At 63.6% G+C, this 25,900-nt stretch carries 31 protein-coding genes; 13 read left to right on the forward strand and 18 right to left on the reverse strand.

Going from position 1 to position 25,900, the window contains the following annotated elements; genetic code table 11:
* Window positions 1-35: 35 nt before the first annotated feature.
* Window positions 36-425: a cytochrome C gene (locus VFG49_RS16165; RefSeq protein WP_324862375.1), complete on the forward strand. Its 390-nt coding sequence runs from the start codon at window positions 36-38 to the stop codon at window positions 423-425.
* A gap of 134 nt (window positions 426-559) precedes the next feature.
* Here VFG49_RS16165 and VFG49_RS16170 read toward each other — a convergent pair whose 3' ends face one another.
* The 6 genes from VFG49_RS16170 to VFG49_RS16195 form a co-directional block, all read right to left on the reverse strand.
* Window positions 560-862 (reverse strand): DUF962 domain-containing protein, encoded by a 303-nt coding sequence (locus tag VFG49_RS16170; RefSeq protein ID WP_324862377.1) that lies wholly within the window; start codon window positions 860-862, stop codon window positions 560-562.
* A 69-nt stretch (window positions 863-931) separates the two neighbouring features.
* A complete protein-coding gene (locus tag VFG49_RS16175) occupies window positions 932-1,804 on the reverse strand; it encodes a pirin family protein (RefSeq protein WP_324862379.1) in 873 nt (290 codons plus the stop codon).
* 12 nt (window positions 1,805-1,816) lie between these two features.
* On the reverse strand, window positions 1,817-2,875 hold the full coding sequence (locus VFG49_RS16180; RefSeq protein WP_324862382.1) for an NADH:flavin oxidoreductase/NADH oxidase: 1,059 nt from the start codon (window positions 2,873-2,875) through the stop codon (window positions 1,817-1,819).
* Window positions 2,876-2,939: 64 nt separating this feature from the next.
* The gene (locus VFG49_RS16185; protein ID WP_324862384.1) at window positions 2,940-3,830 is read right to left on the reverse strand and encodes an alpha/beta fold hydrolase; all 891 of its coding nucleotides are present in this window, start codon (window positions 3,828-3,830) and stop codon (window positions 2,940-2,942) included.
* A 112-nt stretch (window positions 3,831-3,942) separates the two neighbouring features.
* Window positions 3,943-4,152 (reverse strand): cold-shock protein, encoded by a 210-nt coding sequence (locus tag VFG49_RS16190; protein WP_019465668.1) that lies wholly within the window; start codon window positions 4,150-4,152, stop codon window positions 3,943-3,945.
* 279 nt (window positions 4,153-4,431) lie between these two features.
* Window positions 4,432-4,641 (reverse strand): cold-shock protein, encoded by a 210-nt coding sequence (locus VFG49_RS16195; RefSeq protein WP_324862387.1) that lies wholly within the window; start codon window positions 4,639-4,641, stop codon window positions 4,432-4,434.
* A 331-nt stretch (window positions 4,642-4,972) separates the two neighbouring features.
* On the opposite strand from VFG49_RS16195, the gene VFG49_RS16200 reads away from it, so the two are divergent.
* Window positions 4,973-5,455: a hypothetical protein gene (locus tag VFG49_RS16200; RefSeq protein WP_324862389.1), complete on the forward strand. Its 483-nt coding sequence runs from the start codon at window positions 4,973-4,975 to the stop codon at window positions 5,453-5,455.
* Window positions 5,456-5,458: 3 nt separating this feature from the next.
* Here the strand turns inward: VFG49_RS16200 and VFG49_RS16205 are convergent, their stop codons facing one another.
* A complete protein-coding gene (locus VFG49_RS16205) occupies window positions 5,459-6,604 on the reverse strand; it encodes a winged helix-turn-helix domain-containing protein (RefSeq protein WP_324862391.1) in 1,146 nt (381 codons plus the stop codon).
* A gap of 275 nt (window positions 6,605-6,879) precedes the next feature.
* Between VFG49_RS16205 and VFG49_RS16210 the strand changes: the two genes are divergently transcribed.
* Both VFG49_RS16210 and VFG49_RS16215 read left to right on the forward strand, forming a co-directional pair.
* Complete coding sequence (locus VFG49_RS16210; protein WP_324862393.1) at window positions 6,880-7,380, forward strand: hypothetical protein; 501 nt, start codon at window positions 6,880-6,882, stop codon at window positions 7,378-7,380.
* 116 nt (window positions 7,381-7,496) lie between these two features.
* A complete protein-coding gene (locus tag VFG49_RS16215; protein ID WP_324862395.1) occupies window positions 7,497-8,609 on the forward strand; it encodes a phospholipase A in 1,113 nt (370 codons plus the stop codon).
* 56 nt (window positions 8,610-8,665) lie between these two features.
* Here VFG49_RS16215 and VFG49_RS16220 read toward each other — a convergent pair whose 3' ends face one another.
* Complete coding sequence (locus VFG49_RS16220; protein WP_324862397.1) at window positions 8,666-9,148, reverse strand: peptidylprolyl isomerase; 483 nt, start codon at window positions 9,146-9,148, stop codon at window positions 8,666-8,668.
* 107 nt (window positions 9,149-9,255) lie between these two features.
* On the opposite strand from VFG49_RS16220, the gene dacB reads away from it, so the two are divergent.
* Window positions 9,256-10,863, forward strand: a complete 1,608-nt coding sequence (gene dacB, locus VFG49_RS16225) for a D-alanyl-D-alanine carboxypeptidase/D-alanyl-D-alanine endopeptidase (RefSeq protein ID WP_324862399.1) — start codon at window positions 9,256-9,258, stop codon at window positions 10,861-10,863.
* On the opposite strand, the gene VFG49_RS16230 is transcribed toward dacB, so the two are convergent.
* Window positions 10,848-11,333 carry a glutathione peroxidase gene (locus VFG49_RS16230; protein ID WP_324862401.1) on the reverse strand — a complete coding sequence of 162 codons (486 nt, stop codon included), beginning with the start codon at window positions 11,331-11,333 and terminating at the stop codon, window positions 10,848-10,850. The genes dacB and VFG49_RS16230 overlap by 16 nt on opposite strands.
* Before the next feature lie 135 nt (window positions 11,334-11,468).
* Here VFG49_RS16230 and VFG49_RS16235 point away from each other — a divergent pair, with 135 nt between their 5' ends.
* The 3 genes from VFG49_RS16235 (at window position 11,469) to VFG49_RS16245 (ending at window position 14,049) form a co-directional block, all read left to right on the forward strand.
* Entirely contained in the window at window positions 11,469-12,497 is a 1,029-nt protein-coding gene (locus VFG49_RS16235; protein WP_324862403.1) for a methionine ABC transporter ATP-binding protein, read from the forward strand.
* Window positions 12,494-13,174, forward strand: a complete 681-nt coding sequence (locus tag VFG49_RS16240) for a methionine ABC transporter permease (RefSeq protein WP_324862405.1) — start codon at window positions 12,494-12,496, stop codon at window positions 13,172-13,174. The genes VFG49_RS16235 and VFG49_RS16240 overlap by 4 nt, the downstream gene beginning before the upstream one ends.
* Before the next feature lie 74 nt (window positions 13,175-13,248).
* Window positions 13,249-14,049 carry a MetQ/NlpA family ABC transporter substrate-binding protein gene (locus VFG49_RS16245; RefSeq protein ID WP_324862407.1) on the forward strand — a complete coding sequence of 267 codons (801 nt, stop codon included), beginning with the start codon at window positions 13,249-13,251 and terminating at the stop codon, window positions 14,047-14,049.
* Window positions 14,050-14,239: 190 nt separating this feature from the next.
* Here the strand turns inward: VFG49_RS16245 and pncB are convergent, their stop codons facing one another.
* Window positions 14,240-15,430: a nicotinate phosphoribosyltransferase gene (gene pncB / locus VFG49_RS16250; RefSeq protein WP_324862409.1), complete on the reverse strand. Its 1,191-nt coding sequence runs from the start codon at window positions 15,428-15,430 to the stop codon at window positions 14,240-14,242.
* A gap of 331 nt (window positions 15,431-15,761) precedes the next feature.
* On the opposite strand from pncB, the gene VFG49_RS16255 reads away from it, so the two are divergent.
* The gene (locus VFG49_RS16255; protein WP_324862411.1) at window positions 15,762-16,577 is read left to right on the forward strand and encodes a cytochrome c; all 816 of its coding nucleotides are present in this window, start codon (window positions 15,762-15,764) and stop codon (window positions 16,575-16,577) included.
* Window positions 16,578-16,582: 5 nt separating this feature from the next.
* Here the strand turns inward: VFG49_RS16255 and VFG49_RS16260 are convergent, their stop codons facing one another.
* The 4 genes from VFG49_RS16260 to VFG49_RS16275 all read right to left on the reverse strand — a co-directional run bounded on the left by VFG49_RS16260 (window position 16,583) and on the right by VFG49_RS16275 (window position 19,709).
* The gene (locus tag VFG49_RS16260; protein WP_414649162.1) at window positions 16,583-17,605 is read right to left on the reverse strand and encodes an aminopeptidase; all 1,023 of its coding nucleotides are present in this window, start codon (window positions 17,603-17,605) and stop codon (window positions 16,583-16,585) included.
* Between the two features lie 83 nt (window positions 17,606-17,688).
* Entirely contained in the window at window positions 17,689-18,087 is a 399-nt protein-coding gene (locus VFG49_RS16265; protein WP_324862415.1) for a hypothetical protein, read from the reverse strand.
* A 145-nt stretch (window positions 18,088-18,232) separates the two neighbouring features.
* Window positions 18,233-18,994, reverse strand: coding sequence for a histone H1-like repetitive region-containing protein (locus VFG49_RS16270; protein WP_324862417.1), 762 nt, complete (start codon window positions 18,992-18,994; stop codon window positions 18,233-18,235).
* A gap of 112 nt (window positions 18,995-19,106) precedes the next feature.
* Window positions 19,107-19,709 (reverse strand): rhomboid family intramembrane serine protease, encoded by a 603-nt coding sequence (locus VFG49_RS16275; protein WP_324862419.1) that lies wholly within the window; start codon window positions 19,707-19,709, stop codon window positions 19,107-19,109.
* 164 nt (window positions 19,710-19,873) lie between these two features.
* Between VFG49_RS16275 and VFG49_RS16280 the strand changes: the two genes are divergently transcribed.
* Together VFG49_RS16280 and VFG49_RS16285 are read left to right on the forward strand one after the other, a co-directional pair.
* A complete protein-coding gene (locus VFG49_RS16280) occupies window positions 19,874-20,755 on the forward strand; it encodes a PhzF family phenazine biosynthesis protein (protein WP_324862421.1) in 882 nt (293 codons plus the stop codon).
* Window positions 20,752-21,228: a YaiI/YqxD family protein gene (locus tag VFG49_RS16285; RefSeq protein ID WP_324862423.1), complete on the forward strand. Its 477-nt coding sequence runs from the start codon at window positions 20,752-20,754 to the stop codon at window positions 21,226-21,228. The genes VFG49_RS16280 and VFG49_RS16285 overlap by 4 nt, the downstream gene beginning before the upstream one ends.
* Before the next feature lie 184 nt (window positions 21,229-21,412).
* On the opposite strand, the gene VFG49_RS16290 is transcribed toward VFG49_RS16285, so the two are convergent.
* Together VFG49_RS16290 and VFG49_RS16295 are read right to left on the reverse strand one after the other, a co-directional pair.
* Window positions 21,413-22,300, reverse strand: coding sequence for an NAD(P)-dependent oxidoreductase (locus VFG49_RS16290; RefSeq protein ID WP_324862425.1), 888 nt, complete (start codon window positions 22,298-22,300; stop codon window positions 21,413-21,415).
* A gap of 65 nt (window positions 22,301-22,365) precedes the next feature.
* The gene (locus VFG49_RS16295) at window positions 22,366-23,544 is read right to left on the reverse strand and encodes an NAD(P)/FAD-dependent oxidoreductase (protein ID WP_324862427.1); all 1,179 of its coding nucleotides are present in this window, start codon (window positions 23,542-23,544) and stop codon (window positions 22,366-22,368) included.
* Between the two features lie 105 nt (window positions 23,545-23,649).
* On the opposite strand from VFG49_RS16295, the gene VFG49_RS16300 reads away from it, so the two are divergent.
* Window positions 23,650-24,132, forward strand: coding sequence for a YajQ family cyclic di-GMP-binding protein (locus tag VFG49_RS16300; protein WP_324862429.1), 483 nt, complete (start codon window positions 23,650-23,652; stop codon window positions 24,130-24,132).
* Window positions 24,133-24,176: 44 nt separating this feature from the next.
* On the opposite strand, the gene VFG49_RS16305 is transcribed toward VFG49_RS16300, so the two are convergent.
* Both VFG49_RS16305 and VFG49_RS16310 read right to left on the reverse strand, forming a co-directional pair.
* Complete coding sequence (locus tag VFG49_RS16305; protein ID WP_324862431.1) at window positions 24,177-24,770, reverse strand: DUF1345 domain-containing protein; 594 nt, start codon at window positions 24,768-24,770, stop codon at window positions 24,177-24,179.
* Between the two features lie 191 nt (window positions 24,771-24,961).
* On the reverse strand, window positions 24,962-25,237 hold the full coding sequence (locus tag VFG49_RS16310; RefSeq protein WP_324862433.1) for a GNAT family N-acetyltransferase: 276 nt from the start codon (window positions 25,235-25,237) through the stop codon (window positions 24,962-24,964).
* A gap of 156 nt (window positions 25,238-25,393) precedes the next feature.
* Between VFG49_RS16310 and VFG49_RS16315 the strand changes: the two genes are divergently transcribed.
* Complete coding sequence (locus VFG49_RS16315; protein WP_324862436.1) at window positions 25,394-25,819, forward strand: OsmC family protein; 426 nt, start codon at window positions 25,394-25,396, stop codon at window positions 25,817-25,819.
* Window positions 25,820-25,900 lie beyond the last annotated feature (81 nt).

Here is a 25,900-nt window from a genome sequence, read left to right on the forward strand (position 1 = left end):
TGCGATCTTTGTGCCTGCCCACAGGAATTCAACGCATGCGTGCCGCCCTACTGATCGTGCTCGGCCTGTTCATCGGCATCATCGGCACCGTGTTTGCCCTCAACGCACTTCATCAGCACCAGCCATTGTCCCATTCGCTCATGTCGCTGATGGATCATCACGCTGGTGAACTTCGCGCGGCGCTCAAGGCCCAGCGCTGTGATGCCGCCCCGGTGCGCCAGCATCTGACGCGGCTGCTGCAAACCCAGGCCGACATCGGTGACGCCTTTCCGGGCGTCGACCAGCCGTTCCTGGATGAAGCGACGAAGCTGCACGACAAGACCCAGGCCGCTCTGGATGCCGCACCGGCTGACTGCAAGGCGCTTGCCGCGGTGCTCAAGCCAATCGGCGAGACTTGCCAGTCCTGCCACCAGCAATACCGCTGAACGCACACGCCCCTGCAGGAGCGCACCTCGTGCGCGACCGCAGAGCTCATCGTTACCGCGACGCGGCGTCCCGTTGAGGGATAGGCCTTTCGCGCACCGGGTGCGCTCCTACAAAAGGGTGGTCCAGCGGCTTCTCAGAGCCTGATCCTGCCTCGCAGGATCTGCCAGTACATCACCCAGTCGCCCATCAGGCTGTAGAGCGGATGGATGAACGTCGCGGGTCGGTTCTTCTCGAACACGAAATGCCCGATCCACGCGAAGCCATAACCCATGACGGGCGCAAGCCACAGCCACCTTGCGTTGCCTGTCACGAGTGCCACCACGATCACCGCCAGCACCAGCGTGCTGCCGGCGAAGTGCATCCGACGGCAGCGACGATCGCTGTGTTCGTTGAGGTAGAACGGATAGAAGTCGCGAAAGCTGGCAAAACCGGACATGCGCTCATCCTCGGCGTGAGGACTGCAGGTTAAACCGCCGCGCACCACGATGCATGCGCGGCCGCAGCATCAGGCCGGCAGCGGAATGTATTCCTCTTCGTCGCCGATCACCTTGCCCATGCGCTGTGCAGCCCAGTCGGCCTTGGCCTGCTCGATGCGCTCGCGGCTGCTGGCCACGAAGTTCCACCAGAGGTGGCGTTCGCCATCCAGCGGCGCGCCGCCGAACAGCATCACGCGGCTGGCGCTGCGCGCACGAAGCGGCGGCGCATCGGCCCCCGCCTGTACCGCGGCCTGCATGGGCGACACGGTGACCCCGCCCCACTCGACCTCGCCATCGACCACGCATACGCCGCGTTCGGTGTGATCCGCCGGCCACGGCAGCTCGGCGCCGGCCTCCAGCGTGACCTCGATGAAGAACATCGGTGCAAACACCTTCACCGGCGATTTGCTGCCGTAACCGGTGCCTGCAATCAACACCAGGCTGGCGCCCGGCAGTTCGACGCGCGGAAGTTCGTCCGTGGTGTGGTGATGGAACTCAGGCTCCACTTCCGCATCCTTCTGAGGCAGCGCCACCCAGACCTGGATGCCGTGAGTGCGCAACCCGCCGCCACGCGCTTCGGGCGGCGTGCGCTCGGAATGCACGATGCCCTTGCCCGAGGTCATCCAGTTGACTTCGCCGGGCCGGATGTCGGCGATGCTGCCCAGACTGTCGCGATGACGAATGACGCCCTCGAACAACCAGGTCACCGTGGCCAGGCCGATGTGCGGATGCGGCCGCACGTCCATGCCCTTGTCCTCGAGGAAGGTCACCGGACCCATGTAGTCGAAGAACACGAACGGCCCCACGTGCCGCGCCTGAAGCACGGGCAAAAGGCGTCGCACATTGAAGCCATCACCCAGGTCGTGGACGCGACCTTCAATCAACATCGGCTGCTGTTCCATGCTGTCTCCTCGTTACCACGCCCGCTGGTATTGCAACGGCGCAGCGATCGGCACGCCAAGTTCCTGTGCCGCGCGACGCGGAAAATACGGATCACGCAGGCTTTCGCGCGCGATGAGCACCACGTCGGCGGCCCCTTCCTCGATGATGCGCGCGGCATGTGTGGATTCGGTGATGAGTCCCACGGCACCGGTCGCGAGGCCGGCGTCATGACGGATGCGCGAGGCAAACGGCACTTGGTAGCCCGGTGCGACGGGAATCTTCGCATGGGGAATCAGACCGCCGCTGGACACATCGACAAGGTCCACGCCCAACAGCTTGACCTCGCGGGCCAGTTGCACACTCTGCTCGACATCCCAGCCGCCGTCAGTCCAGTCTGTGGCCGAAATGCGCAGCCACAACGGCGACTCTTGGGGCCACACCTCACGCACGGCGGCAATCACCTCGCGAATCAGGCGCGTGCGGTTCTCGAAACTTCCGCCGTACTGGTCGGTGCGCTGGTTGCTCAGCGGTGAGAGGAACTGGTGCAGCAGGTAACCATGCGCGGCATGCACTTCCACCAACTGGAATCCGGCGGCCAATGCGCGCACGGCAGCAGCGCGGAAATCGGCAATCACCTTGGCGATGCCTTCCGCATCAAGCGCATCAGGCACATGCCAATGCGCATCGAAGGGCACTGCGGAAGGCGCCACTGTCTGCCATGCGCCCTGCCCGGCCGCAAGCGGATGGCCACCCTGCCATGGCGGCAGCACGCTCGCCTTGCGGCCGGCGTGTGCCAGCTGCACGCCCATAACGGCTCCCTGGCCCTTGATGAAGCGCGTGATCGGTTGCCAGGCGGCCAGTTGCGCGTCGTTCCACAAGCCCACGTCGCCCGGGGAAATGCGGCCCTCCGCTGATATGGCCGTGGCTTCGACGATTACCGCGCCCGCGCCACCCACGGCCCGGCTGCCCAGGTGGACGAGGTGCCAGTCGTCCGGCACGCCGTCCGTGGCCGAGTATTGGCACATCGGCGCGATCACCAGGCGATTGCGCAGGGTGAGGCTGCGCTGCGCAAAGGGGGTAAACAAGTTCATCGTGGCGGGTCCACAGGAAGATCCGCCCGAGATGCCGACGCCGCCTGCCCGCTTCAAGGGGTGATCACGCCATCGATCCCGACGACAACCAGTCGCTCACACGTTGAGCGATCGGCGCAGGCGCTTTCATCCAGCCGAAGTGATCGGCGACTTTGCCATCGAGATCGCCGGAGGTAACGACCTGCACGGTCGCCTTGCTACGCGATAGCTTGCCCAATAGCCACGACAAGGATGCTTGCGGCCCCAGCCAGTCGTCGGCCAGGCGCAACGCGAGCACGGGCAAGGTGAGCTCGGAGAGGCGATGCTCGAAATCGTCCGTCATGCCCAGCGCGGCATAACGTCCCGTGCGTCCGGTGCGCGCCCAGTCGTCGATGAGCTGCCTGGCCTCGTTACCGCCGAAACCGATCTTCCGTCCAGGCAGATGTCCGAACAGGCGTGACAGCCAGGGGGCGAGCACATAGGCGAGCCACAGGAGGCGTCCTTGCGGAAATTGCCGCCAATAAGGCGCTCCGCTTGCCACCATCACGAGGCCTTGCAGGTCACGCGGATGCAGGCTGGCGTACAGCGCCGCCATCTGCGCCCCGAGACTGTGGCCACCGAGCACGATGCGGGCCTGGGGCAGTTGCTGCCGGGCAGCAGCCAGCCCCGCCGGAATATCGTCTTCGAGCAACTCGCGATAACCCCAGTTTTCGTCGCGCCCTGCTCGCCGATCGCTTGAGCCGATGCCGCGCCACTCGTGGATGACCATCGCTACGCCTTGCGAGGCCAACGATTGTGCGAGCGGCAGATACTGCCGCGCAGACACGCCAAGCGCCGGCAACCAATAGATCACGTTGGTCGCGACAGCTTTCTCTGGCAACTGCAGCAGCAGTTCGGTGCGCGCACCGTCCGCTGCGACAACTGGACAGGTTTTGTATGGCGATTCGGGCAACGCAGGCGACAACGGAAGGGACATGGCCATATCGATGGGAAAATTCACCGCAGGCTAGCGAATCCACCCATTGGGAAAAAGCCCACAAAAAAAGGCCGGCGCAAGGCCGGCCTTTTTTCGGGAGGACTGACGAAGCTCAGGCAGGTGCCACTTCATCTGCCTGCAGGCCTTTCTGGCCCTGCACGACTTTGAAGCTCACCTTCTGTCCTTCCTTGAGGCTGCGAAAACCCGACCCGCTGATTGCCCTGAAATGCACAAAGACGTCCGGGCCGCTTTCACGACTGATGAAGCCAAACCCCTTGGCGTCGTTGAACCACTTGACGGTGCCAACTTCACGATCCGACATGACTCACTCCGATCTGCTCGATGCTGAGACAAGTCAGCCTCCCCCTTCGGCCGACGGCTTACTGGGCATGCAGGGATCGGGTGAAGCGATGTGGACTCTGTCGAGTCGCGCACCGGGCACGCACGTGACCGAGCAACCACAGTGAATCCAGCATAACGGATTTCTTTAATACAAGTGAATGATCTTAATCGCCTTCACATTTTAAAGACATTTGTATAGAAAATAAAAAAGCCAGGCATTGATGCCTGGCTTTTTATTTGCGTTATGAATAACGCTTTATTAGGCGACGTTCACTTCGTCAGCCTGCAGGCCCTTTTGGCCCTGCACGACCTTGAAGCTCACCTTCTGGCCTTCCTGCAGGCTCTTGAAGCCGTTGCCCTGGATCGCGCGGAAATGCACGAAAACGTCCGGGCCATTGTCACGGCTGATGAAGCCGAAACCTTTGGCATCGTTGAACCACTTGACGGTACCGATCTGACGATCAGACATATTGATCACTCCTAAGATTGAACAGACTCAGCCCGCGCAACATGCGCAGGCGGCTTACTGGTGTGCAAGGAAACCCTAGGGGTGAGGCGATGAGGCAAGATCGAGATCAGGCGGCATCGGGTCACAAAACTTTGGTGACCCCAGCAAACACAGTCTGCGGATGATAACCCGGCCGGTGGGCGCATGGCGAATCCGGGGCCTTTCCAACCTGAATGAAACCTCTGCCCGACTTTAAGCAAAAGTTTGATTTTCACACCGTCTTCTCGTTTTATCCGGTCTTTAGCTCAGTGAGACCGAGCAATACCAGCGGCCGTTCCAAGGAGAAAGCGTCATGACACCCAGCCGTTACCGCCTAGCCATTCTCGCACTGTTCGCCGGAGGCATTGCCCTCGCGGGCTGCAATGGCCAGTCCAATAATCGCCCCGCTACGAAAGCCGCGAGCACCAGCACGAGCGCTCCCGCGTCGACCGGAACAGGCACGGGAACCACCCGATCGACCACCACCAGCAAGCCAAAATCAGCCGCCACTGCCAAGCCACTGCCTGAGAACACCGGCATCCAGGCCTGCGACGATTACCTGGCCAGCTACGTGGCCTGCCATCGCGCTGCGGCCATCTACCCGCAGGACCAGATCGAGGGCCGCTACGAAACCATGCGGGAAACGCTGCTGCGGGATTCGCAAGATCCGAACGTGCGCCCCGAACTGAGTGCCCGCTGCAACTCGCTGGCGCTGTCGCTTCGTCAAGCGCTCCACGGCAAATCGTGCGCTCCGGTCAACCCTGCACCTACGTCCAGCACGGGCGCGTCCCCATAACCGTCACGCGCTGCGCCAGAGTGCGCGCAAGGCACTAGTCACCCCAGCCGGGCGACTTTTCGCCAGTCGCACCTGCGGCGTGCCGTGCCAGCGAGCCGTGGCCTGGATGGCTTCCGCCACATCCTTCAACAGGCCGGGCGTGGGTTCCACGCCGGCTTCAAGGAAAAACGCCTTGATCTCGAAGACGTCGTCGCTTCGATGCGCCTTGGCATCCAGACGACCTATGAGCCGTCCGCGGTGGAGGATCGGCAATACGTAATAGCCGTAGCGTCGCCTGGGTGCGGGTACATAGCACTCGATGGCGTATTCGAAACCGAATAGCGCCTGCGCACGGGCGCGATCCCACACCACCGGATCGAATGGCGACAACAGCGTGGTATGCGTGCCACGCAGCTTTCCCGCGACGGCTTGCTCCAGCAGCGCGGCATGGTCGACGTGCACGTACGCTGGCGACGTCCAGTCCGCAACGGTTACCTGCCGCAGGCACCCTGATGCCATGAGTGCGGCGAGCTCCGCATCGGTCACCGCGGGCTTGAGGCGATAGTAGTCGGCGATCCAGCGCGCCTGCGTAATGCCCAGTGCTCGCACGCTGTCCAGTATGAACCGCTGTCGCACCGCTTCAGGATCAAGTGAAACCTGTGTGGTGTCCATCGGCGGATCGAGCTTCGCCGTCACACGCTCGGCCAGATCGTAGACGCGCTGGAAACGCTCGCGTCGGGTGACCATCAGCTCGCCCAGCGCAAACCATGCTTCCAGCCAGCGCTTCTCCGGCTTCCACGACCACCAGCCGCCCGCGCCACGCTGTTCGCTCTCGAAATCCGAAGCACGCACCGCGCCCGTCTCGCGTATGCGTGCAAGCATGCCGTCCATGCCTGGCCTGTGTTCGCGATGCATGCGCGCTGCGTGCTTGTACGCCCAATGCATCGAACGCTGCATTCGCCATGCATGGTGCAGCGGCATATCCGCGGAAGGCACGAAGCACGCTTCGTGTGCCCAGCATTCGGCGACGAGCCCTGATTCCAATGCATCATCCAGCCAGGCCTGTTCGTAATCGCCGAGGCGTGAATGCAGCACAAGATACGGACTGCGCGCGACGACGTGGATGCTGTCGATCTGCAGCAGTCGCATGCGGGTGATGGCCTCAATCACGCTCGATGGTCGCGGTCGCTTGCGCGGCTTTTGCAACAAGCCCTGTGCAGCAAGGTGAAGACGTTGTGCTTGCGACAACGTCAGCGTGACTGAAGGAACCGACAACGGTAACGATGACTTCACGCGTTCGCGATGCCTGTATTGAGGCGGCATTTATCCGGCCTTTGTTAGCGTTGGTGTCAGCGCGGAGGACGTTGCAGCACGTTTATTCGTCACGACTATCGCACCGCGCACATCCGTCCACGAGCCACGCATTCTGGCATGGAGTAACGACGATGAAATCCCGCAAACCCTTTCTCGCGCTTCTGACCATCGGTTCGATGACGCTGGCCGGTTCGCTGCTTGCGCAGGACCAGAGCATGCAGCCACCTCCGCCTCCTCCGATGCCCGCCAGCCCCATGCCGGCCACGCCGCCATCGCCTCCACTGCCACCGGCACCGGTTGCGCCGATGCCCACCACGCAGACGGCGCCCATGCCTTCGGCGCCGACGGCGACGATGCCTTCCAGTTCGCCCACACGTCCGCCTCCGCCGGGCGGCACGCAGGCCAACGTGGCCAGCCCGCAGGGCCAGGTCACCATCAATTCGAGCGTGCCACCGGTCGCCGCCGGTCCGGCACCGAGCTTCGAACAGCTGTCAGGCGGCTCGTCTTACATTACCGAGGCGCAGGCCTCTGCCTATCCGTTGCTTGCCAATGACTTCCTGTATGTCGACAAAGGCAAGACGGGTCACATCAACAAAGCGCAGTACGAGCGCTGGTTGAACAACAACAAGTAAGATGTCGACTCCCCGGCGCGGGCTGCATGCGTTGCAGCCCGCGTCGTCGTGTGCGATGCATGCGCCCTGCAGCCAGCCCGCACCACACCCACCGCGGACCAGGACGGAGCCCGACGATGCGATCGATTTTCCCGGCAGCCACCGCGCTTGCGTTCGGTTGCTTCGTGCTTGGCGCCCGCGCACAGAATCCGAGCCCGATGGATATACGTGCATGCACGGCCATCGAAACCGATTCCCAGCGACTGGCCTGCTACGACCACGCCACGGGACGGGACAACCTGCCTGCGGCGCAGAAGAAAAACGAATCGAGCACGGTGTCCGAAGAGTCACGCAACGCTCCAGCCAGCAGCGTATTCGGCCACGAAAATACATCGCGAGTGCCAGCCGAGCAGAGCGAAAACGCGCCTATCAAGTCGCTGTCGCTGCTCGATACTCGCTGGGAACTCGCGCCTGAAAGCAAGCTGGGCACGTTCAACCTGCGCGGCTACAAACCCATCATCGTGCTGCCGCTGTTTGCCACCAGCAACCAGAACACGCAGCCGCACAGCCCCAATCCGGTCAACACCGTCACCACGCCACAGGATCTGGACAACGTCGAAGGCAAATTCCAGATCAGCCTCAAGACCAAGCTATGGCAAGGCGTGTTCGGCGATGCGGGTGATGTCTGGGTGGGCTATACCCAGTCCTCGCGCTGGCAGGTCTACAACAAGGAAATCTCGCGCCCCTTCCGCGAGACGAACTACGAGCCCGAAGCGATGCTCGTGTTCAATACCAACTATGAATTCGCGGGATGGGATGGGCGCCTGCTGGGCATCGGCATCGACCACGAATCCAATGGACGCTCCGACCCGTTGTCGCGCAGCTGGAACCGCGTGATGGGCTATGTGGGCTTCGAACGTGAAGGCTGGACAGTGATGTTGCGTCCATGGTGGCGCGTGCCCGAAAGCCGCGGCGACGACAACAATCCCGACATCAGCAACTACATGGGTCGGGCGGACATGCAGATCGTCCGCGAATGGAAGGGCCAGGAGTTCGGGCTGATGCTTCGCCATTCACTGCGCGGTGGCAGCGAAAGCCATGGCGCCGCCCAATTCACCTGGGCTTTTCCGATTGCCGGCAATCTGCGCGGCTACATGGAACTGTTCAAGGGCTACGGCGAAAGCATGATCGATTACAACCACAACGCCACGTATCTCGGTCTCGGCCTGACGCTGCTGGACTGGTACTGACGTCTGCCCGCAGGCAGGCAACGCGCCGGCTCTGACGCCGGCGCGTGCAACATCACTTAGTGGTGATGGCCGCCTTCACCGTGCACATGACCGTGCGCGAGTTCTTCTTCGCTGGCCGCACGCACGTCGGTCACTTCGACGTCGAAGTGCAGGGTCTGGCCGGCCAGCGGATGGTTGCCGTCGATGTGCACCTTGCCGTCTTCCACCTTGGTGACGGTGACGTTGATGACGCCCTGCGGGCCGCGGCCCTGGAACTGCATGCCCGGCTGGATATCTTCCACGCCCTGGAACGCCTCACGCGGCACTTCCTGGATCAGCTCCGGGTGATGCACGCCGTAGCCCTCTTCCGGCACCACGTCCACCTTGAACTGGTCGCCCACCTGGCGGCCTTCCATCGCCTTCTCCAGGCCCGGCACGATCTGGCCGGTACCCTGCAGGTAGACCAGCGGCTCACGGCCTTCGGAGCTGTCGAGCACCTGGCCCTGGTCGTCGGTCAGCGTGTAATGGAAGGCAACAACGGTGTTCTCTGCGATCTGCATGACGGTCTCAAATGGGGAGGAAACGCCCGCAGGCGCGGGCGCGAAGGGGCAAGGGTACCAGACCGCGCCGATAGGCATCGGCGGTGCGTATTGGCGATACTGGCGCCATGGGAACGCTGCATCGCCTTTTTCTTCGCTGGAATGCCGTCGTGCTGGGCGCCAGCCTGGCCTGTGTCGCCTTTTCGCCCGACGCCCTCGCAGCAGCTCCGCAGGCCGCTCCGACGGCGCCGATGCCGGCCGGTTCACTGGCCGAACAGATCGACAGCCTGATCGGTCAGCCCCGTTTTGCCGGCGCCGACTGGGGCATCGCCGTGGTGTCGCTGGAAAGCGGGCGGACGGTGTATGCCCATCGGGCCGATCAGCTGTTCCAGACGGCCTCGACCGCCAAGCTTTTCACTGCCGCGCTGACGCTGGACGAGTTGGGTAGCGACTACCGCATTCCCACCCGCGTACTTGCCAACGGTGAAATCCGCGACGGCCGGCTCAACGGGCCACTGATCCTCTACGGCATGGGCGACCCCACGCTGGGCGTCGATGCGGGAACCGCGCAATGGGCGGACCAGCTCGCCACACAACTGGCCTCCCAGGGCCTGCGTCATGTGCACGGCGATCTGGTCGCCGACGCCACGTATTTTGCCGGCCCGATGATGGGCACAGGCTGGGAGGCCATCGACCTGCAAAGCTGGTTCGCCGTGCCGGCGGCGGCGCTGAGCGTGCGCGAGAACGAAGTGGACGTGACGGTGACGCCTTCGGCCAGTGCCGGCGAACCTGCATCGGTGAGCGTGGAGCCAGGCGACGCGATTCCCAGCGTCGTGAGCGAGATCACCACCACGGCCGCACGCTCGCGCAATGACATCAATCTTTACCGGGCTCCCGGCGATGGCGTGCTCTATGCCTTCGGCAACATTGCCGCGAAATCACCCGTGCAGAATTACCGCCTCGCCGTGCCCGATCCGGCGCGCCTTGCCGGATCGAAACTGCTGCAGGCATTGGCCCGCCGCGGCATCCGCGTCGACGGCAGGCTGATCGCAGTGCAATGGCCGCGGCGCGACACGATGCTGCAGGCGCAAGCCAGGACGCTGGCCGAAGTGCTGTCGCCGCCGATCGGCGACATCCTGAGCCAGGGATTGAAGCGTTCGCAGAACCTCTATCTGCAGAACCTGTTGCTACTGGCCGGCGTCAAGGCCCAAGCCGATGCGGAACAGCGTGAGGGCGACTCGGGCTTCGTCACCAGCGAGCGTTGGGGCATCCGCGCCATGCAGCAGATGCTCGAACGCATCGGCATCGCGCCGACCGCCACCGTCATCGAAGAAGGCACGGGCCTGTCCCGCCGCAACCTTGCCACGCCCAATGCGATGGCGCGGCTGCTGGCCTTCCTCGCCAGCCAGCCGTATGCGGCGACTTTGCAGGAAGCCCTGCCGCTTGCCGGCGTGGATGGCACGTTGCTGGGGCGCATGCGCAACACGCCCGCGCAAAACAATCTCCGCGCCAAGACGGGCAGCATGAGTTACGTGCATTGCCTGGCCGGCTACGTCACTTCCGGCGACGGCGAGCGGCTGGCTTTTGCCATCATGCTCAACAACTACACGGCGCCGCCCGGAGCGCCCAGCGCCAGCCGGGATATCGACGCCATCGCCGTGATGCTGGCGGGCATGCGGGCGCGCACCGCGGTGCCAGCAACCTCACCGTCAGTGGCGACTCATCCGGCCAACTGACCCGCCAGGTCCTTGCCAATCTTTTCCGGCGTATCCGTGGGCGCGTAGCGCTTCACCACCTGGCCATCGCGATCGACCAGGAACTTGGTGAAATTCCATTTGATCGACTCGCTGCCGAGGATGCCCTTCCCCTCGCTCTTGAGCCACTTGTAGAGCGGATCGGCGCCGTCGCCGTTGACTTCGACCTTGGCAAACATCGGGAAGGTGACGTCATAGCTGGTGGAGCAGAAGTTGCGGATTTCGGCCTCGTCACCGGGTTCCTGGTGGCCGAACTGATCGCAGGGGAAGCCCAGCACCACCAGCCCTTTGTCGCGATCCGCCCGCCACAGCGTTTCCAGCCCCGAGTACTGCGGGGTGAAGCCGCACTTGGAGGCGACATTCACGATCAGCAGCGTCTTGCCGCGAAATTCGGCAAGCGAACGCTCGTTGCCGTCTATATCGCGGGCGGAGAAGTCATACACGGACGTCATGGCAGCCTTCCTGAAGACAGAGCGTCCAGTCTAGTCGCCCCCGCCGGCCCCGGCACATGCCTTATGCTTCGTTTCCCCACCGGTTGTGCCGGTGCCTGACCCCAGGCCAACGCCGCAGGCTCCCAAAGGTATCCCGTGATCAGATTCCAGGCCGTTCACAAGTCCTACCGTGTCGACGGCAAGGACATTCCCGCGCTGCACCCATTCGATCTCGACATCACCAATGGCGAGGTATTCGGCATCATCGGTCATTCCGGCGCGGGCAAATCGACGCTTATACGGCTGATCAATCTGCTCGAACGCCCGACCGGCGGACGGGTGCTGATCGACGACACCGACATGACCGTCTTGAGCGATGCGCAACTGCGCCAGCAGCGCCAGCGCATCGGCATGATCTTCCAGCATTTCAACCTGCTCAGCTCGCAGACCGTGGCGCAGAACGTGGCTTTCCCGCTGCGCCTGGCCGGCAAACATGATGCGGCCGCCATCCGGCGTCGCGTCGACGAATTGCTGGCCCGCGTGGGCCTGAGTGCGCACGCAGAGAAATACCCGTCGCAGCTTTCGGGTGGACAAAAGCAGCGTGTGGGCATTGCACGCGCACTGGCCAATCACCCGTCGATCCTGCTGTGCGATGAGGCGACCAGCGCGCTCGACCCGCAGACCACGGCCTCCGTGCTCGACCTGCTCGCCGAAATCAACCGTGAACTCAAGCTCACCATCGTGTTGATCACGCACGAGATGGATGTCGTTCGCCGTGTATGCGATCGCGTGGCAGTGCTCGATGCCGGCAGGATCGTGGAAAGTGGCGCCGTCGCTGACGTCTTCCTTCATCCGCAGCACGCGACCACGCGACGCTTCGTCAACGAGGCGCTGCCAGAAGAGGCGGCCGGCGAACAGGCGCCGTTCTCGCACGTGCCGGGGCGCATTCTGCGTCTGTCGTTTCGCGGAGAAACCACCTGGACGCCTGCGCTGGGCCGCGTGGCGCGTGAAACCGGCGTGGATTTCAACATCCTCGCCGGCCGCATCGACCGCATCAAGGATCTTCCCTACGGCCAGCTCACGCTAGCCATGCAGGGCGAACGCGTGGACGACGCGCTCGATTGCCTGCGCAAGGCGGGCATCGAGATCGAAGAAGTCATCGCATCGCCGGAGAAGCGCGCATGAGCTCGCCACTGCAGACCCTGTTCCCCAATATCGACGACTGGAGCGAAATCGGCCAGGCCTGCATCGACACCCTGCTGATGCTGGGCGGTTCGCTGCTGCTCACCGTGGTGATCGGCCTGCCGCTGGGCGTATTGCTGTATCTCACCGGCAAGGGTCAGCTGCGCGCGATGCCCAAGCTCTACGCCGTGCTGTCGCTGCTGGTCAACGTGCTGCGCTCGATCCCCTTCATCATCCTCATGATCGTGTTGATGCCGCTCACCTACGTACTGGTGGGCACCAAGCTGGGCATACGCGGCGCGATTCCGCCGCTGGTGATCGGCGCAGCGCCCTTTTTCGCGCGACTGGTGGAAACCGCGCTGCGTGAGGTGCAACGCGGCGTCATCGAGGCAAGCCAGGCGATGGGCGCCAGTACCTGGCAGATCGTGCGCCATGTCCTGCTGCCGGAAGCCAAAAGCGGCCTGATCGCAGGTATCACGGTCACCGCCATCGCGCTGGTGGGCTATACCGCCATGGGCGGCGCCATCGGCGCTGGCGGCCTGGGCGACCTGGCTTACCGCTACGGCTACCTGAGCTACAAATCGGACTACATGCTGGTCACGGTCGTGCTGCTGATCGTGCTGGTGCAACTGCTGCAGATGCTCGGCGACCGCATCGTGGCGCGCTACAGCAACCGCTGACGGTCGCTTTTGCATTCGGCGGTATGGATGGCTATTCTTGTGCACCGCACCAACCATCCATGCATATGACGAAGATGAATAAGCTCATTGCCATTCTTGCCGCCCTGCTCCTGCTGGCCGGCTGTTCTTCGCCCAGCAACAGCGGTGATGCGGGCAGCCAGAAACTGGTGGTAGCCGCCACTGCGGTTCCCCACGCGGAAATCCTCAAGCAGGTGAAGCCGATCCTGGCGAAGGAAGGCGTGGACCTGGAAATCAAGGTATTCGCTGACTACGTGCAGCCGAACACACAAGTGCTGGAGAAGGCCATCGATGCCAATTATTTCCAGACCAAGCCTTATCTCGACGCATTCAACCGCGAGCGCGGCACCAACCTGACCGTGGTCACCGGCGTTCACATCGAACCGTTCGGCGCGTATTCGCACAAGATCAAGTCGATCGACCAGCTGCCCGACGGCGGCACTGTAACCCTGCCCAACGATCCCAGCAACAACAGCCGCGCCCTGCTGCTGTTGGCCAGGCACGGCATCATCACACTGAAGGACCCGAGCAACGAGTTGTCCACGCTCAAGGACGTCACGTCGAACCCAAAGCAGCTGAAGTTCCGCGAACTGGAAGCGGCGATGCTGCCGCGCACGCTGGACGAAGTGGACCTGGCCTTGATCAACACGAATTATGCGCTGGCCGCAGGCCTCAATCCCACCAAGGATGCGCTGCTGATCGAGGACAAGGATTCCCCGTACGTGAATTACCTGGTGGCTCGCCCGGACAACAAGGACGACCCGCGCGTGCAGAAGCTGGCCAAGGCGCTGACCAGCCCGGAGATCAAGGCGTTCATCGAGCAGAAGTACCAGGGCGCGGTACTGCCGGCGTTCTGACGCTTGCTCTTTGGGCGGGCGCAAATGATGCACTCCCGCCATTCTTCACCGTCATTCCCGCGAAAGCGGGAATCCAGAGCCTTTGGGATTGCCCGGGTGACTGCGGAAAAGCCACTGGATTCCCGCTTTCGCGGGAATGACGGTAAGGGGTTCGGGCGATGGGATGTCTTGCCTTGACGGAGTGAGGCGATCACGCCACTTCAGGCACCGCCGGAATCTCGAACACCTGCCGCAGGTAGGTCACGTAGGCGCTGTCTTCGCACATGTTCTTGCCCGGCGTGTCGCTGATCTTTGCCACCGGTTGGCCGTTGCAGCGGATCATCTTGATGACGATCTGCAGCGCCTCGGGACCTACATCGTTGGTGAGATTGGTCCCCACGCCGAAGGCAAGCTGGCAGCGACCGTGGAAGTGCTTGTACAGGCGCATCACCTTCGGAATATCCAGGCCATCGCTGAACACCAGCACCTTGGTGCGGGGATCCACGCGATTGGCGCGATAGTGCGCCAGCACGCGCTCGCCCCAGGCGAACGGATCACCCGAATCATGTCGCGTGCCATCGAACAGCTTGCAGAAGTACATGTCAAAGTCACGCAGGAATGCACTGAGACCGTAGACATCGGACAACGCGATGCCAAGGTCGCCGCGATATTCCCTCGCCCAGGTCTCCAGCGCCGCCACCTGCGAGTCACGCAGCCGCGGACCCAGTGCCTGGTGCGCCTGCAGATATTCGTGCGCGAGCGTGCCCAGCGGCGTGAGTCCGAGCTTCCATGCCAGCCATACGTTGCTGGTGCCGGCCAGTTGCGGGCCCAGTTCATTGCGCAAGGTGGTGACGACTTCCGCCTGCCATTGCCTTGAAAAACGGCGGCGCGTGCCGTAATCGGCGACCTTGCAGGTCTCGAAGCCCTCCGCATCCCGCAGCAACGCGATCTTGTCGCGCAGGCGTTGTCGCCCTTCAGCCAGATCCAGGCCGGCTTGCGTGTTGCGGAAATACACCTCGTTGATGATCGCCAGCAGCGGTACCTCAAAGAGGATGGTGTGCAACCACGGCCCGCGGATGTGCAGCTCGATCTCACCCGGACCATCCTGCGCGGGACGAATGTCCACGTACTTGGTATTGAGCTGGAACAATCCCAGGAAATCGATGAAATCGCTCTTGATGAAGCGCCAGCCGCGGAGGTAGTCCAGCTCTTGCGCGGTGAAACGCAGCGAGCACAGGTGATCCAGCTCGGCCCGGATCTCATCGATGTAAGGCACCAGGTTGATGCCCGGGTTGCGGCACTTGAACTTGTACTCGACCTGGGCGGCCGGATAGTGGTGCAGCACCACCTGCATCATGGAGAACTTGTACAGGTCGGTGTCGAGCAGGGAGGAAACGATCATCGGTCGCTCGCGCGGCGCGGGGAATGAGCCGATTATCCCGCCCAGGCACCGCAGGCGCGAGCGCAGGCGCCCCGCGGGCAAAATGAAAACCCCGATAGCCAGGGGAGGGGCTATCGGGGTTTTGTCAGGCCGGTCTCAAACAAAGAGGGGGAAAAGGACCGACCCCTCAGTGACACGATGAAGCTATGCCACTTCTGGTCGCCGTCACGGCGATACGTCCAGTTAGTGTGGCCGCCCCTGTACTAGTTCAAGGCGTCCCCCGAACGCGTTCAGCTTTCGGCAAGCTGGTGGCGTCCCTACAATCAGCCGCCTTGCTCCGCGGGAACGACCCATGCCTTCGCTGCTGCGCTGTCTGTGCCTTTTCGCCCTGTGCCTTGCCCTGCCCGTGCGGGCCGCGGAACTTGCCGTGGACCTGGGCCATGGTGCGCGCACGTACACCACCGCTGAGCTCCTGGCGCGCAGCGATGCCCGCCAGGTCGACATTCCACACGACGTGGCTTTCAAGCGCGCCATGCATTACCGCGCCGTGCCGCTCAAGGCCCTGCTGGACGGAGCGGGCGCGGATGACGCCCTGCTGTTCGTTGCCGGTGACGGTTTCGCAGTGGAGATTCCGGCGGCGCAGATCAACCGCGCGCATGGATCGGAAGCCTGGTTGGCAATCGAAGAACCCAACCATCCCTGGCCTGCCATTGCCGAGGACAAGGGCGGTGCGGGTCCGTTCTACGTGGTGTGGACCCATCCGGAGGACATGCGCGTCAGCCAGGAACAATGGCCATTCCAGCTGGCTGCCATTCGCCGGCTGCAGCCCGTAGCCGAGCGCTTCCCTGCCATCGTGCCGGAGGCCACCCTCAAGCCCAATGGGGCGGTGCGCCGTGGCTTTGCGGTATTCCAGCGAACCTGCTTTGCCTGCCACACCCTCAATGGCGAGGGCGACGCGCGGCTGGGGCCGGATCTCAACATCCCGCACAGCCCCACGGAATACCTGCGCGAAGACCTGCTGCGTGCCTATATCCGCGATCCCCAGTCTCTACGGCGCTGGCCGCAGGCACGCATGCCCGGCTTCGACCGCCGTGCACTGACCGACGCCGAACTGGACGCTCTGCTGGCCTATCTGCGCCATATGGCGACACGCAAGCGGCGACCATGAGCAGTTCAGGGCTGGCCGCTGGCTGCCTGCCATTGTCGCAAGGACTGCTCGCGCTCTGCCGGCGACAGGCGAGCGAGGCCACGCACGCTTGCATAGAACGCCGGCCACTGCCCGTCGGCTTGCTGGAACAGCCGGGCAAAAGCGGGCGTCCAGCGATCGTAGAGACCGAACGGCAACAGCCTGGCGTTGTTGATGGGCGCGGCAACCCAGGCGTCGTAGCGATGATCGTCAGGCCATGCCTTGGCCCGCCACTGCGCATAACGGGTGCGAAAGTCCGCTATCTCGCGCTGCTTGCCGGCCTCCATTGCCGCATCATCCACACCGCTCGCGTACAGGGTCTTCAATCGATCGCGCAAATCGAGCACCAGCTGCGTGAAGCCGTCCTCGATGGCCTTGTCATGGCCATCCTGCGCGGGGAGATCACGTGACTGCCGCCATTCGCGCAGACCTTCTTCCTGCACGAAACTGGCGAAAGATTCGTTGAAGGCGCTGTCGTCCTTCACGTAGATCAGCTGGTGCGCCAGCTCGTGGAAGATGGTGCTGGCCAGCTCATCGTCATCCCAGCGCATCATGCTGCTGAGGATCGAGTCGGAGAACCAGCCCAGCGTCGAATAGGCGGGCACGCCGCCCACATAGACGTCATCGCCGCTGGCGCGCAGACGATCCGCTTCATGATTCGCCTTGTCGCGGGAGAAATAGCCGCGATAAGCCACGCACCCGGCGAACGGAAAGCAATGCGTGATCGGGGCGACCGAATAACGTGGCGTGGCAAACACGTTCCACACCACGTAGGGCCGGTCGAGCTGGACGTAGCTGGTATAGCTGCGGTTGTCCGGCAATCCGAGATCGGTGCTGGCAAAGCGGCGCGCCTGCTGGGCAAGCTCCAGCCGTCGCTTGACCGCTGCGTCCGTGGCGGGATCGCCGAGCACCTGGGCAACATCGCGACGATGCGCCACGAGTTCCCCCTGCCCCTTGGCGACATGGGCGTAGTAGCCCATCGTGCTGCAGCCGGAAAGCATGAGGCCCATCGCCAGCGTGGCAATGGGCCTTGGAAGTCGTCTCACAGGCGGCATGCAGGCATTCGACCTCATGCCGCCATTTTGCCCTGTCGTCAGTGTCCGTGGTTGCTCGAATGGCCGCTCCAGCTGCCGCGGGTGCCACCGTGGCCGCCACTGTAACCGCCGCGCCCGTAGTAACCGCCGTGGCCGTAATACCCGCCATGGCCGTAGTAGCCGCCATGGCCGTAGTAACCGCCGTGGCCGCCATACCAGACGCCTCCAATGCCAATGCTCACCGCCGGTCCATAACAGCATCCGTAGCCGTAGTACCCGTAACTCGGGTAGTAGTAGCCCGGCGAGGCGTAGCCATAGCTGGCGCTCGTGCCGTAGTAGGCGTCGCCACCGCCATAGGTGGCCACGGGTCGCACATAGCTGTAGCCAGGATCGTAGTAACAACCGGATAGCGCCGCGGTGGCGACCGCCAAGGCAACACCGGCAAGCATGCGTTTCATGGTCCAAAACCTCAGGGGAGGATGACTCCACTGTGGACCTTGGCGATTAAGTGCGCACTGAATGCAAAACCCCAGGCCGGCAGGGATTTACCTGCCAGCCATGCGCATCGTCACGCCGGGAATGAAGCGGCGGGAGACGTGTCGTTCAGCTGTTGCCGCCGTGCTCTGGGGGCTGGCGGATGTGTCCGTAGGTGGCTTCGCTCGACACACCGGAGGCCTGGTTGCCATTGCTTCCGTTGCCAGCATCACTGGACGGGAATTCGCCTGCGCCCGGCCAGGTCGGTCCCTGCCGCACGCGTTCCTGCTTGGCCTCCAGCAGCTCCTGGATCTGGGCTACCGCTTGCTGCGGGGTCAGGCGCCGCTTGGCGACTTTGCGAGGCGCCTTCGGCGTCTTGCTGACGGCCTTGCGCGCAGCTCCGGTAGACGCCTTCCGCGTGGCGACCTTGGGGGCAACAGTCTTGGCGGGAGTCTTCCGGGCGACTACTTCCTTGGCGCTGGCTTTGCCAGCCGTCTTGCGTACGGCCTTCTTGGCGGCCACCTTGCGGGTCGCGGCTTTGCGCGCTGCCGGCCGCTTGGCTACTACTTTTCGGGCTACTTTGCGGACGGCCTTCTTGGCAACGGCCTTGCGGACGGCCTTCTTGACGACTGCCTTGCGGACCACCTTCTTGGCCGCTGTCTTGCGGGCCACCTTCTTCGCCGCGATCTTGCGCGCTGCCGTTTTGCGTCCGGCGGTCTTGCGGGTCGCCGTCTTCCGCGTTGCGGTCTTGCGGGTAGCGGTCTTGCGAGCGGCGGTCTTGCGGGGTGTCTTCCTGGCGGCCGACTTGGCGGCGGTCTTGCGGGTGCTCTTGCGTGTGGCTGTTTTTCCGGCCGAAGACTTTTTCGCGGCCGGCCTGCGCGTCGTTGCCATGCGTCTTCACTCCTGCGGTAGTCGAGATAGCCCGACGCCTTGCTCGCCAGGCAACGCGAGGATTAACACCGCGAACATGTATCCGCGGTGAGCGAAAACGCGAAAACTCCAGTCAAAAGCGCGGCTGCGAAAGCTGGTAGAGAAAGTTGGACACCAGATCGGGCTTCATCAGCAGCGTGAATGCCACGCCGAACGCCGCGCCCCACAGATGTGCGCTGTGGTTGATGTTGTCCTTGCCCTGGCGATCCATGTAGATCGAATAGACCAGGTACAGCACGGCATAAAGGATGGCCGGCATCGGCACCACGAGCACCACGATGCGCGCCCACGGGAATTGCAGGATGAAGGCGAACAGCACGGCCAGGACCGCGCCCGACGCACCCAGGCTGCGGTAACTGGCGTTGGTCCGGTTCTTGAAATACGTGGGCAGGATGGAAACCACCAGGGCCGCGATATAGAACAAGGCAAACCCGAGCATGCCCAGCTGCCTCGTGTAGAAATCCTCGATGGCGCGCCCGAAGAAAAACAGCGTAATCATGTTGAACAGCAGGTGGCTGAAATCGGCATGGACCACGCCGTAGGTCACCAGCCGGTGGTATTCGCGGTTGCGCGTGATGGCCGGGGGCCAGAGGATCAGGTCGTTCATCAACCGGGCGTTGTTGAACGCCATGAATGACACGATGCAGGTGATGGCGATGATGGCCAGGGTGATCATGCAGCTTTTCCGTAGCAAGCGTGGGACAAAGAACACGCATCTTGGCGTCGGGCGACGGGCTTGTCGACCACGACGCCCTCCCCGGCCGTCGCCCGCGACTTGCCGATAGGCACTATCATTCGGCGTTTCGCGCGTTTCCCCACGCCTGCAGGCTTCCCTTCCCCATGCCTATCCGTTACCTGCATCTGGACGTCTTTGCCGCCACATCCGGCGGCGGCAACCACCTGGGCGTCGTCACCGACGCTGCCGGCTGGACCGACGACCGCATGCAAGCCTTCGCCCGTTGGACCAATCTGGTTGAGACCACGTTCCTGCTGCCGCCCAGCCAGCCCAAGGCGAGCTATCGCGTGCGCATATTCACGCCGCACAAGGAAATCCCCTTTGCCGGCCACCCCAGTATCGGCAGCGCCCATGCGGTGCTGCTGTGCCAGCTGGCCGTGCCCCAGGATGGCGTGCTGTGGCAGGAATGCGGCGCGGGTGTGCTGCCGATCCGCGTCGAAGGCAGCGGCGAATCGCGCCAGCTGCTGCTCAAATCGCCGCACGCCACGGTGGAGAAGACCGGACGCGATGCTCATCCGCTGTTGCAGCCGGCGCTGGCAGGCATTGAACTCGGCGCGCTGCCGCCGGCCTATGTCGCCGGTGGCCGTCATTGGTGGCTGGCCGAATGCGCCGACGAAGCCAGCCTGCGTCAGTGGCAACCCGATCATGCGGCCATCGGCGCCCTTGCGCACGCGACGGACAGCCTGGGCCTGTGCGTGTTCGCGCGCAGTGAGCACCCGAACTACCAGCTGGTGGTGCGCGCGTTTCCGGCGGGCGTCGGGCTGGTCGAAGATCCTGCGTCCGGCGCAGCCAACGGCCTGATCGCCGCCTATATCGCCCATGCCGAACCCCACGGCCCCCTCGCGCGCGGCTATGCCGTGAGCCAGGGCCGCGAGATCAGCCATGACGCGAGCCTTACCGTGCGCATCGATGGCGATGCGGTGTGGATTGGCGGGCGCACCAACACCATCATCGATGGCACCCTCCACTGGAACGGCGCGGAGTGACCACCGAGTCGCAAATCTGGGTGGACGCCGACGCCTGTCCTGCTGCGATCAAGGAAGTGTTGTTCCGCGCGGCGGAACGCGAGCAGGTCCACGTCACGCTGGTTGCCAACCAATGGTTGCGGACACCACCTTCGCGCTTCGTGCGTTCCATCCAGGTGCCTGGCGGTTTCGACGTTGCAGACAACGAGATCGTGGAGCGCGTCGCCGCGGGTGACCTGGTGGTGACGCAGGACATTCCGCTGGCATCTGCCGTGATCGCCAAGGGCGCGCTCGCCATGCATCCGCGAGGCGAGCTTTACACCGCCGACACCATTGCGCAGCGGCTGGGCATGCGCAATTTCATGGATGAATTGCGCGGCGCGGGCGTCGACACCGGTGCGCCTGCCGCCTTCCACCCGCGCGACAAGCAGGCATTCGCCAATCAGCTCGATCGTTGGTTGACGCGGCGTCGCCAGTCGAAGCCGGCGCCGTAGGAATGCATCCTGTGTGCGACCGCAGAACCGAACATTGCCGCTGACCGCTGGGCCTTTCGCGCGCTGGGTGCGCGCCCACTGTTTTCGGTCATCCGGATGCGCACCGTGATCTGCAACCCCTGTGGCGACCGCAATACCAAACACCGCCCGCTGACTGACGAGCCTTCGCGCACTGGCTGCGTTCCTACAGTTTTCGTTCGTCCAGATGTGCGCGGCGCGCTGCGACCTGCGCCATCACCGACCAGTCGACGTCTTCATCACCTGCGGACAGCGCCTCAAGCAACGTGTCATGCAGCAGGCTCGCCAAAGGCAGCGGCACGCGCGTGGCATCGGCCGCCGACAGGGCCAGGCCAATGTCCTTGTAACCCAGCGGCAGCGCGAAACCGGCAGGCTTATAACGCTGTTCCGCGATGAGCCTGGCGTAGCCCTGGTACGCCGGAGTCGCAAACAAGGTGCTTGTCATCACTTCCAGGAAATCGGCAGCGCTCACGCCGTGTGCGCGTGCAAGCGCAGAGGCTTCCGCCATGCTTTCGATGGCTGCGCCGAGCATGAAGTTGCCCGCGATCTTCACCACGTTGGCGCGCGGCGGCTCATCGCCCAGCGGCCAGATGCGGCTGCCCATCGCTTCCAGCAGCGGACGGACGCGATCGATCACATGGGCGCGGCCAGCGGCGAGGATCTGCAGCTTGCCCGCCGCCGCCACGTCCGGACGGCCAAATACCGGCGCGGCAACGTAGTCCAGTTCCCGGCGCGCATGTTCTTCCGCCAACTCCTTGGCCAGCGCGACGGAAATGGTGGCGTGGTTGACGTGCACGATGCCCTTGTCCATCGCGTCCAGCAGACCATCCGTGATGAATACATCGCGCACCGCCTGATCGTTGGACAGCACGCTGAACACCGCATCGCCCAGCACGGCGCGATCAGGAGTTCTGGCCACTTTTGCGCCCAGCGAGGCCAGCGGTTGCGTCGCCTCCGGCGAACGATTCCACACGGTGACCTCGTGGCCCGCCTTGAGCAGATTGCTCGCCATGGCGCTGCCCATGGCTCCCACACCGATAAAACCAACTTTCATCCGCACATCCTCCGTATCGCTCAGCCGGGCCAGTGGATCATGCGTCACGTCCACCGCGTGCGAAATCACGCCACTTCGCCGGCCGCATGGCCCGAGGCCCACGCCCACTGGAAGTTGTAGCCACCCAGCCAGCCAGTGACATCCACCACCTCACCAATGAAGAAGAGGCCTGGCACTTTCTTGGACTGCAGTGTGGAGGACGACAGGCCGTCGGTGTCCACGCCACCCAGCGTCACCTCGGCGGTGCGATAGCCCTCCGTGCCGCTGGCCACGATGGGCCAGTCATGCAGCTGCGCTGCGATCTGGGCGAGTTCCGCCTCGCGATACTGGCGCATCGGTCGGCTTTCGAACCACAGCTCGCAAAGTCGTTGCGCCATGCGCCTTGGCAGCACATCAGCCAGCACGTTCTTCAGCTCCGCGGCGGGACGCGCCACGCGTTGCTCCTGCAACCATGCACTCGCGTCCAACTCCGGCAGCAGGTCGATGCGCAAATCGTCGCCCGGCTGCCAATACGAGGAAATCTGAAGGATCGCCGGGCCGCTGATGCCCCGGTGAGTAAACAGCATGCCCGCGCGGAACGATCGCTTGCCCACGCGCGCTTCGGTCATCGGCAAGGCCACGCCGGACAGGTCCTGGTAGCGCTCCTGGTGCTTGCCGCTCAGGGTCAGCGGCACAAGTCCGGCGCGCGTCGGCAGCACGTCGTGCCCGAACTGCCTGGCCAGCTCGTAGCCGAAACCCGTGGCGCCCATGCTGGGAATGGACAGTCCGCCCGTGGCGATCACCAGCGATTGCGCATGCACTTCGCCGCGTGCCGTAAGCACGTTGAAGCCCTCATCCGTGTGTCGCACGCGCGTCACGCCGCAGCTGGTCTCCACGCGTACGCCAGCCCGCGAGCACTCGTCCAACAGCATGCGAACGATGAGCTTGGATGATTCATCGCAAAACAGCTGGCCAAGTTCTTTCTCGTGATAAGCGATGCGGTGCTTTTCCACCAGCGCGATGAAATCCCACGGCGTATAGCGCGCGAGCGCAGACTTGGCGAAATGCGGGTTGGCCGACAGGTAACAGCCCGGCGTCACGCCCATGTTGGTGAAATTGCAGCGGCCACCGCCGGACATGAGGATCTTCTTCCCCACCTTGTTGGCATGGTCCACCACCAGCACGCTGCGCCCGCGCTGGCCGGCCGTGATGGCGCACATCAGCCCAGCCGCACCCGCGCCAATGACCAGGACATCCACTTTCACGCGACCACCACCTTCATGACGAACCTCTTCGCAAGGCGCGCATTATCCGACAGCCACCGGCTTATCGCTTAAACTGCCGCTTTCGAACCCCAATGGACCGCCACCATGCCCTCCTTTGACGTCGTTTCCGAAGTCGATACGCACGAGCTGACCAATGCCGTGGACCAAGCCAACCGCGAGTTGACCAGCCGCTTCGACTTCAAGGGCACCGATGCGAAGTTCGAACTCGACAAGTTCGTGATCACGCAGACCGCGCCAAGCGAATTCCAGCTGCAGCAGATGCTGGACATCCTGCGAGGTCGCCTTGCCTCGCGAAAGATCGACATCCGCGCCCTGGAAGCCGGCGACGTGGAAACCAACCTGGCCGGCGCCCGCCAGAAGATCACGGTCAAGCAGGGTATCGAGCAGCCCATTGCGAAGAAGCTGGTCGCCGCGCTGAAGGAAGCCAAGGTCAAGGTCGAGGCGCAGATCAACGGCGACAAGCTGCGCGTCACCGGCAAGAAGCGCGACGACCTGCAACTGGCCATGGGCGTGCTGCGCAAGGCCGACGTGGAATTGCCGCTGCAGTTCGACAACCTGCGCGACTGACCTCGGCTGTGCCGTCGCCCGCGCGTTCCGGGCGGCGGGGTCTTTTACTGCGCCAGGCCCGCCGCGATATTCACGCTCATCGCAATGATGAAGACGTTGAAGAAGAACGCGATGACGCTATGCATCAGCGCCACGCGACGCAGGTAACGGCTGGTGATCTGGACGTCCGAAACCTGGAACGTCATGCCGATCACGATGGCGAAGTAGGTGAAATCCCAGTAGTCGGGCTGCGGTGTTCCGGGGAATTCCAAGCCTTCGTGCTGCTTGCCGAAGTCGCCGTAGTAGCCATGCGCATAGTGCATGGCGAACATCACATTGAGGAACAGCCACGACAGCACGATGCTTGCCGCGGCAATGACCAATGCCGCGGCCCCGCCGCCCTTCGCCGCGTTGAGTTCCGTGGTCAGCGCCAGCGCCACCACCGCCGTCACCGCCAGACCGCTCCATAGCACGCCCCAGCGACCCGAATCCTGGCGGCGTGCCTGGCTGCGCATCGCCTCAGGCGACGTGGCCTCGCCGAACAGCACGGCCAGCGCGATCAGGTACACCAATACGCCCAGGTCGTAGCCAAGCAGCAACGCCTTGGGAGGATTCATGCCGAGCACAAGCCAGAGCACCAGGCCGGTGGCGAGAAACACGACCGTGGATGCAAGCAGCCGAGGCCGGGCGCGAAGATTTCGAAAGGGAACGCGCGCGGATGGCGCGGGTTTTCCGGCAGGGGCATTCATACGGACATCCTGGTCATCGGCAAACGGCGTGCGTTCAAGCGGCTATCTCCCCTTGCCCCGAAGCGGGCAAGGGGCATCTTAATGCCGTTAGGCGCGGCCGCTCAGATATGCAGGTCCTGATATTCAGGATGCCGCGTCATCCATATCTCGGAGTAGGAACACGCGGGGTCGACCTTCCAGTGCTCGGCCCGTGCCATATCCAGCGCGGTGCGCACGAGGTTCGCCGCAATGCCGCGGCCACCCACGGCCGAAGGCACGATGGTGTGGGTGATCGTCATGACGCCATCGACGAGCGTGTAGTCCAGCACGCAGGGCACGCCGTCAACCTTGACTTCGAAGCGATGTGTTCTCGGGTTGTGGTTGATCTCGGCGGACATGAACACTCACCCTGATGAAGCGTCGGCGGGCAAGACTAATGCATGGCGCAGCGAACCTCGCGTGAAGGGTTGGAACGTGCAGCTTCGCGTTTCTTGCATGGCCCGCCGCGCACACTTGCTTGAGTGTCCTTGTCCACCTGCGTGAGGAACGGCACGATGAAGAAGACGGCTTCGGCAGCCTGGTCCGGCGGCCTCAAGGAAGGCACGGGCAGCATATCCACCGGCACCGGCGTGCTGCGTGACGCGCCCTACGGCTTCCATTCTCGCTTCGAGGACGGCCCCGGCACCAATCCGGAAGAGCTGCTTGGCGCCGCGCACGCCGGCTGCTTCAGCATGGCGCTCGCGCTGGGACTCGAACAGGCCGGTTTCGTCGCCACACGGATCGAGACCAAGGCCGTCGTGACGCTGGACAAGGACGGCGATGGCTTTTCCATCACCACGGTGGACCTGACCTGCCGCGCCCACGTGCCACGCATCGACACCGCCGCCTTCGACAAGATCGCGCAGGCCACCAAAGCTGGCTGCCCTGTGTCCAAGGTGCTCAAGGCAACCATCAACCTGGATGCGCAGCTCGAAGCCTGAGCCAAGGCACGGGTGCAGATCGCCTGTCATCCCCGCGTGTCCACACGCGTTCGATGACAGGCCTCCCGCCCTGGAACGCTG

Source organism: Dyella sp. (assembly GCF_035685885.1).
GTDB lineage: Bacteria > Pseudomonadota > Gammaproteobacteria > Xanthomonadales > Rhodanobacteraceae > Dyella.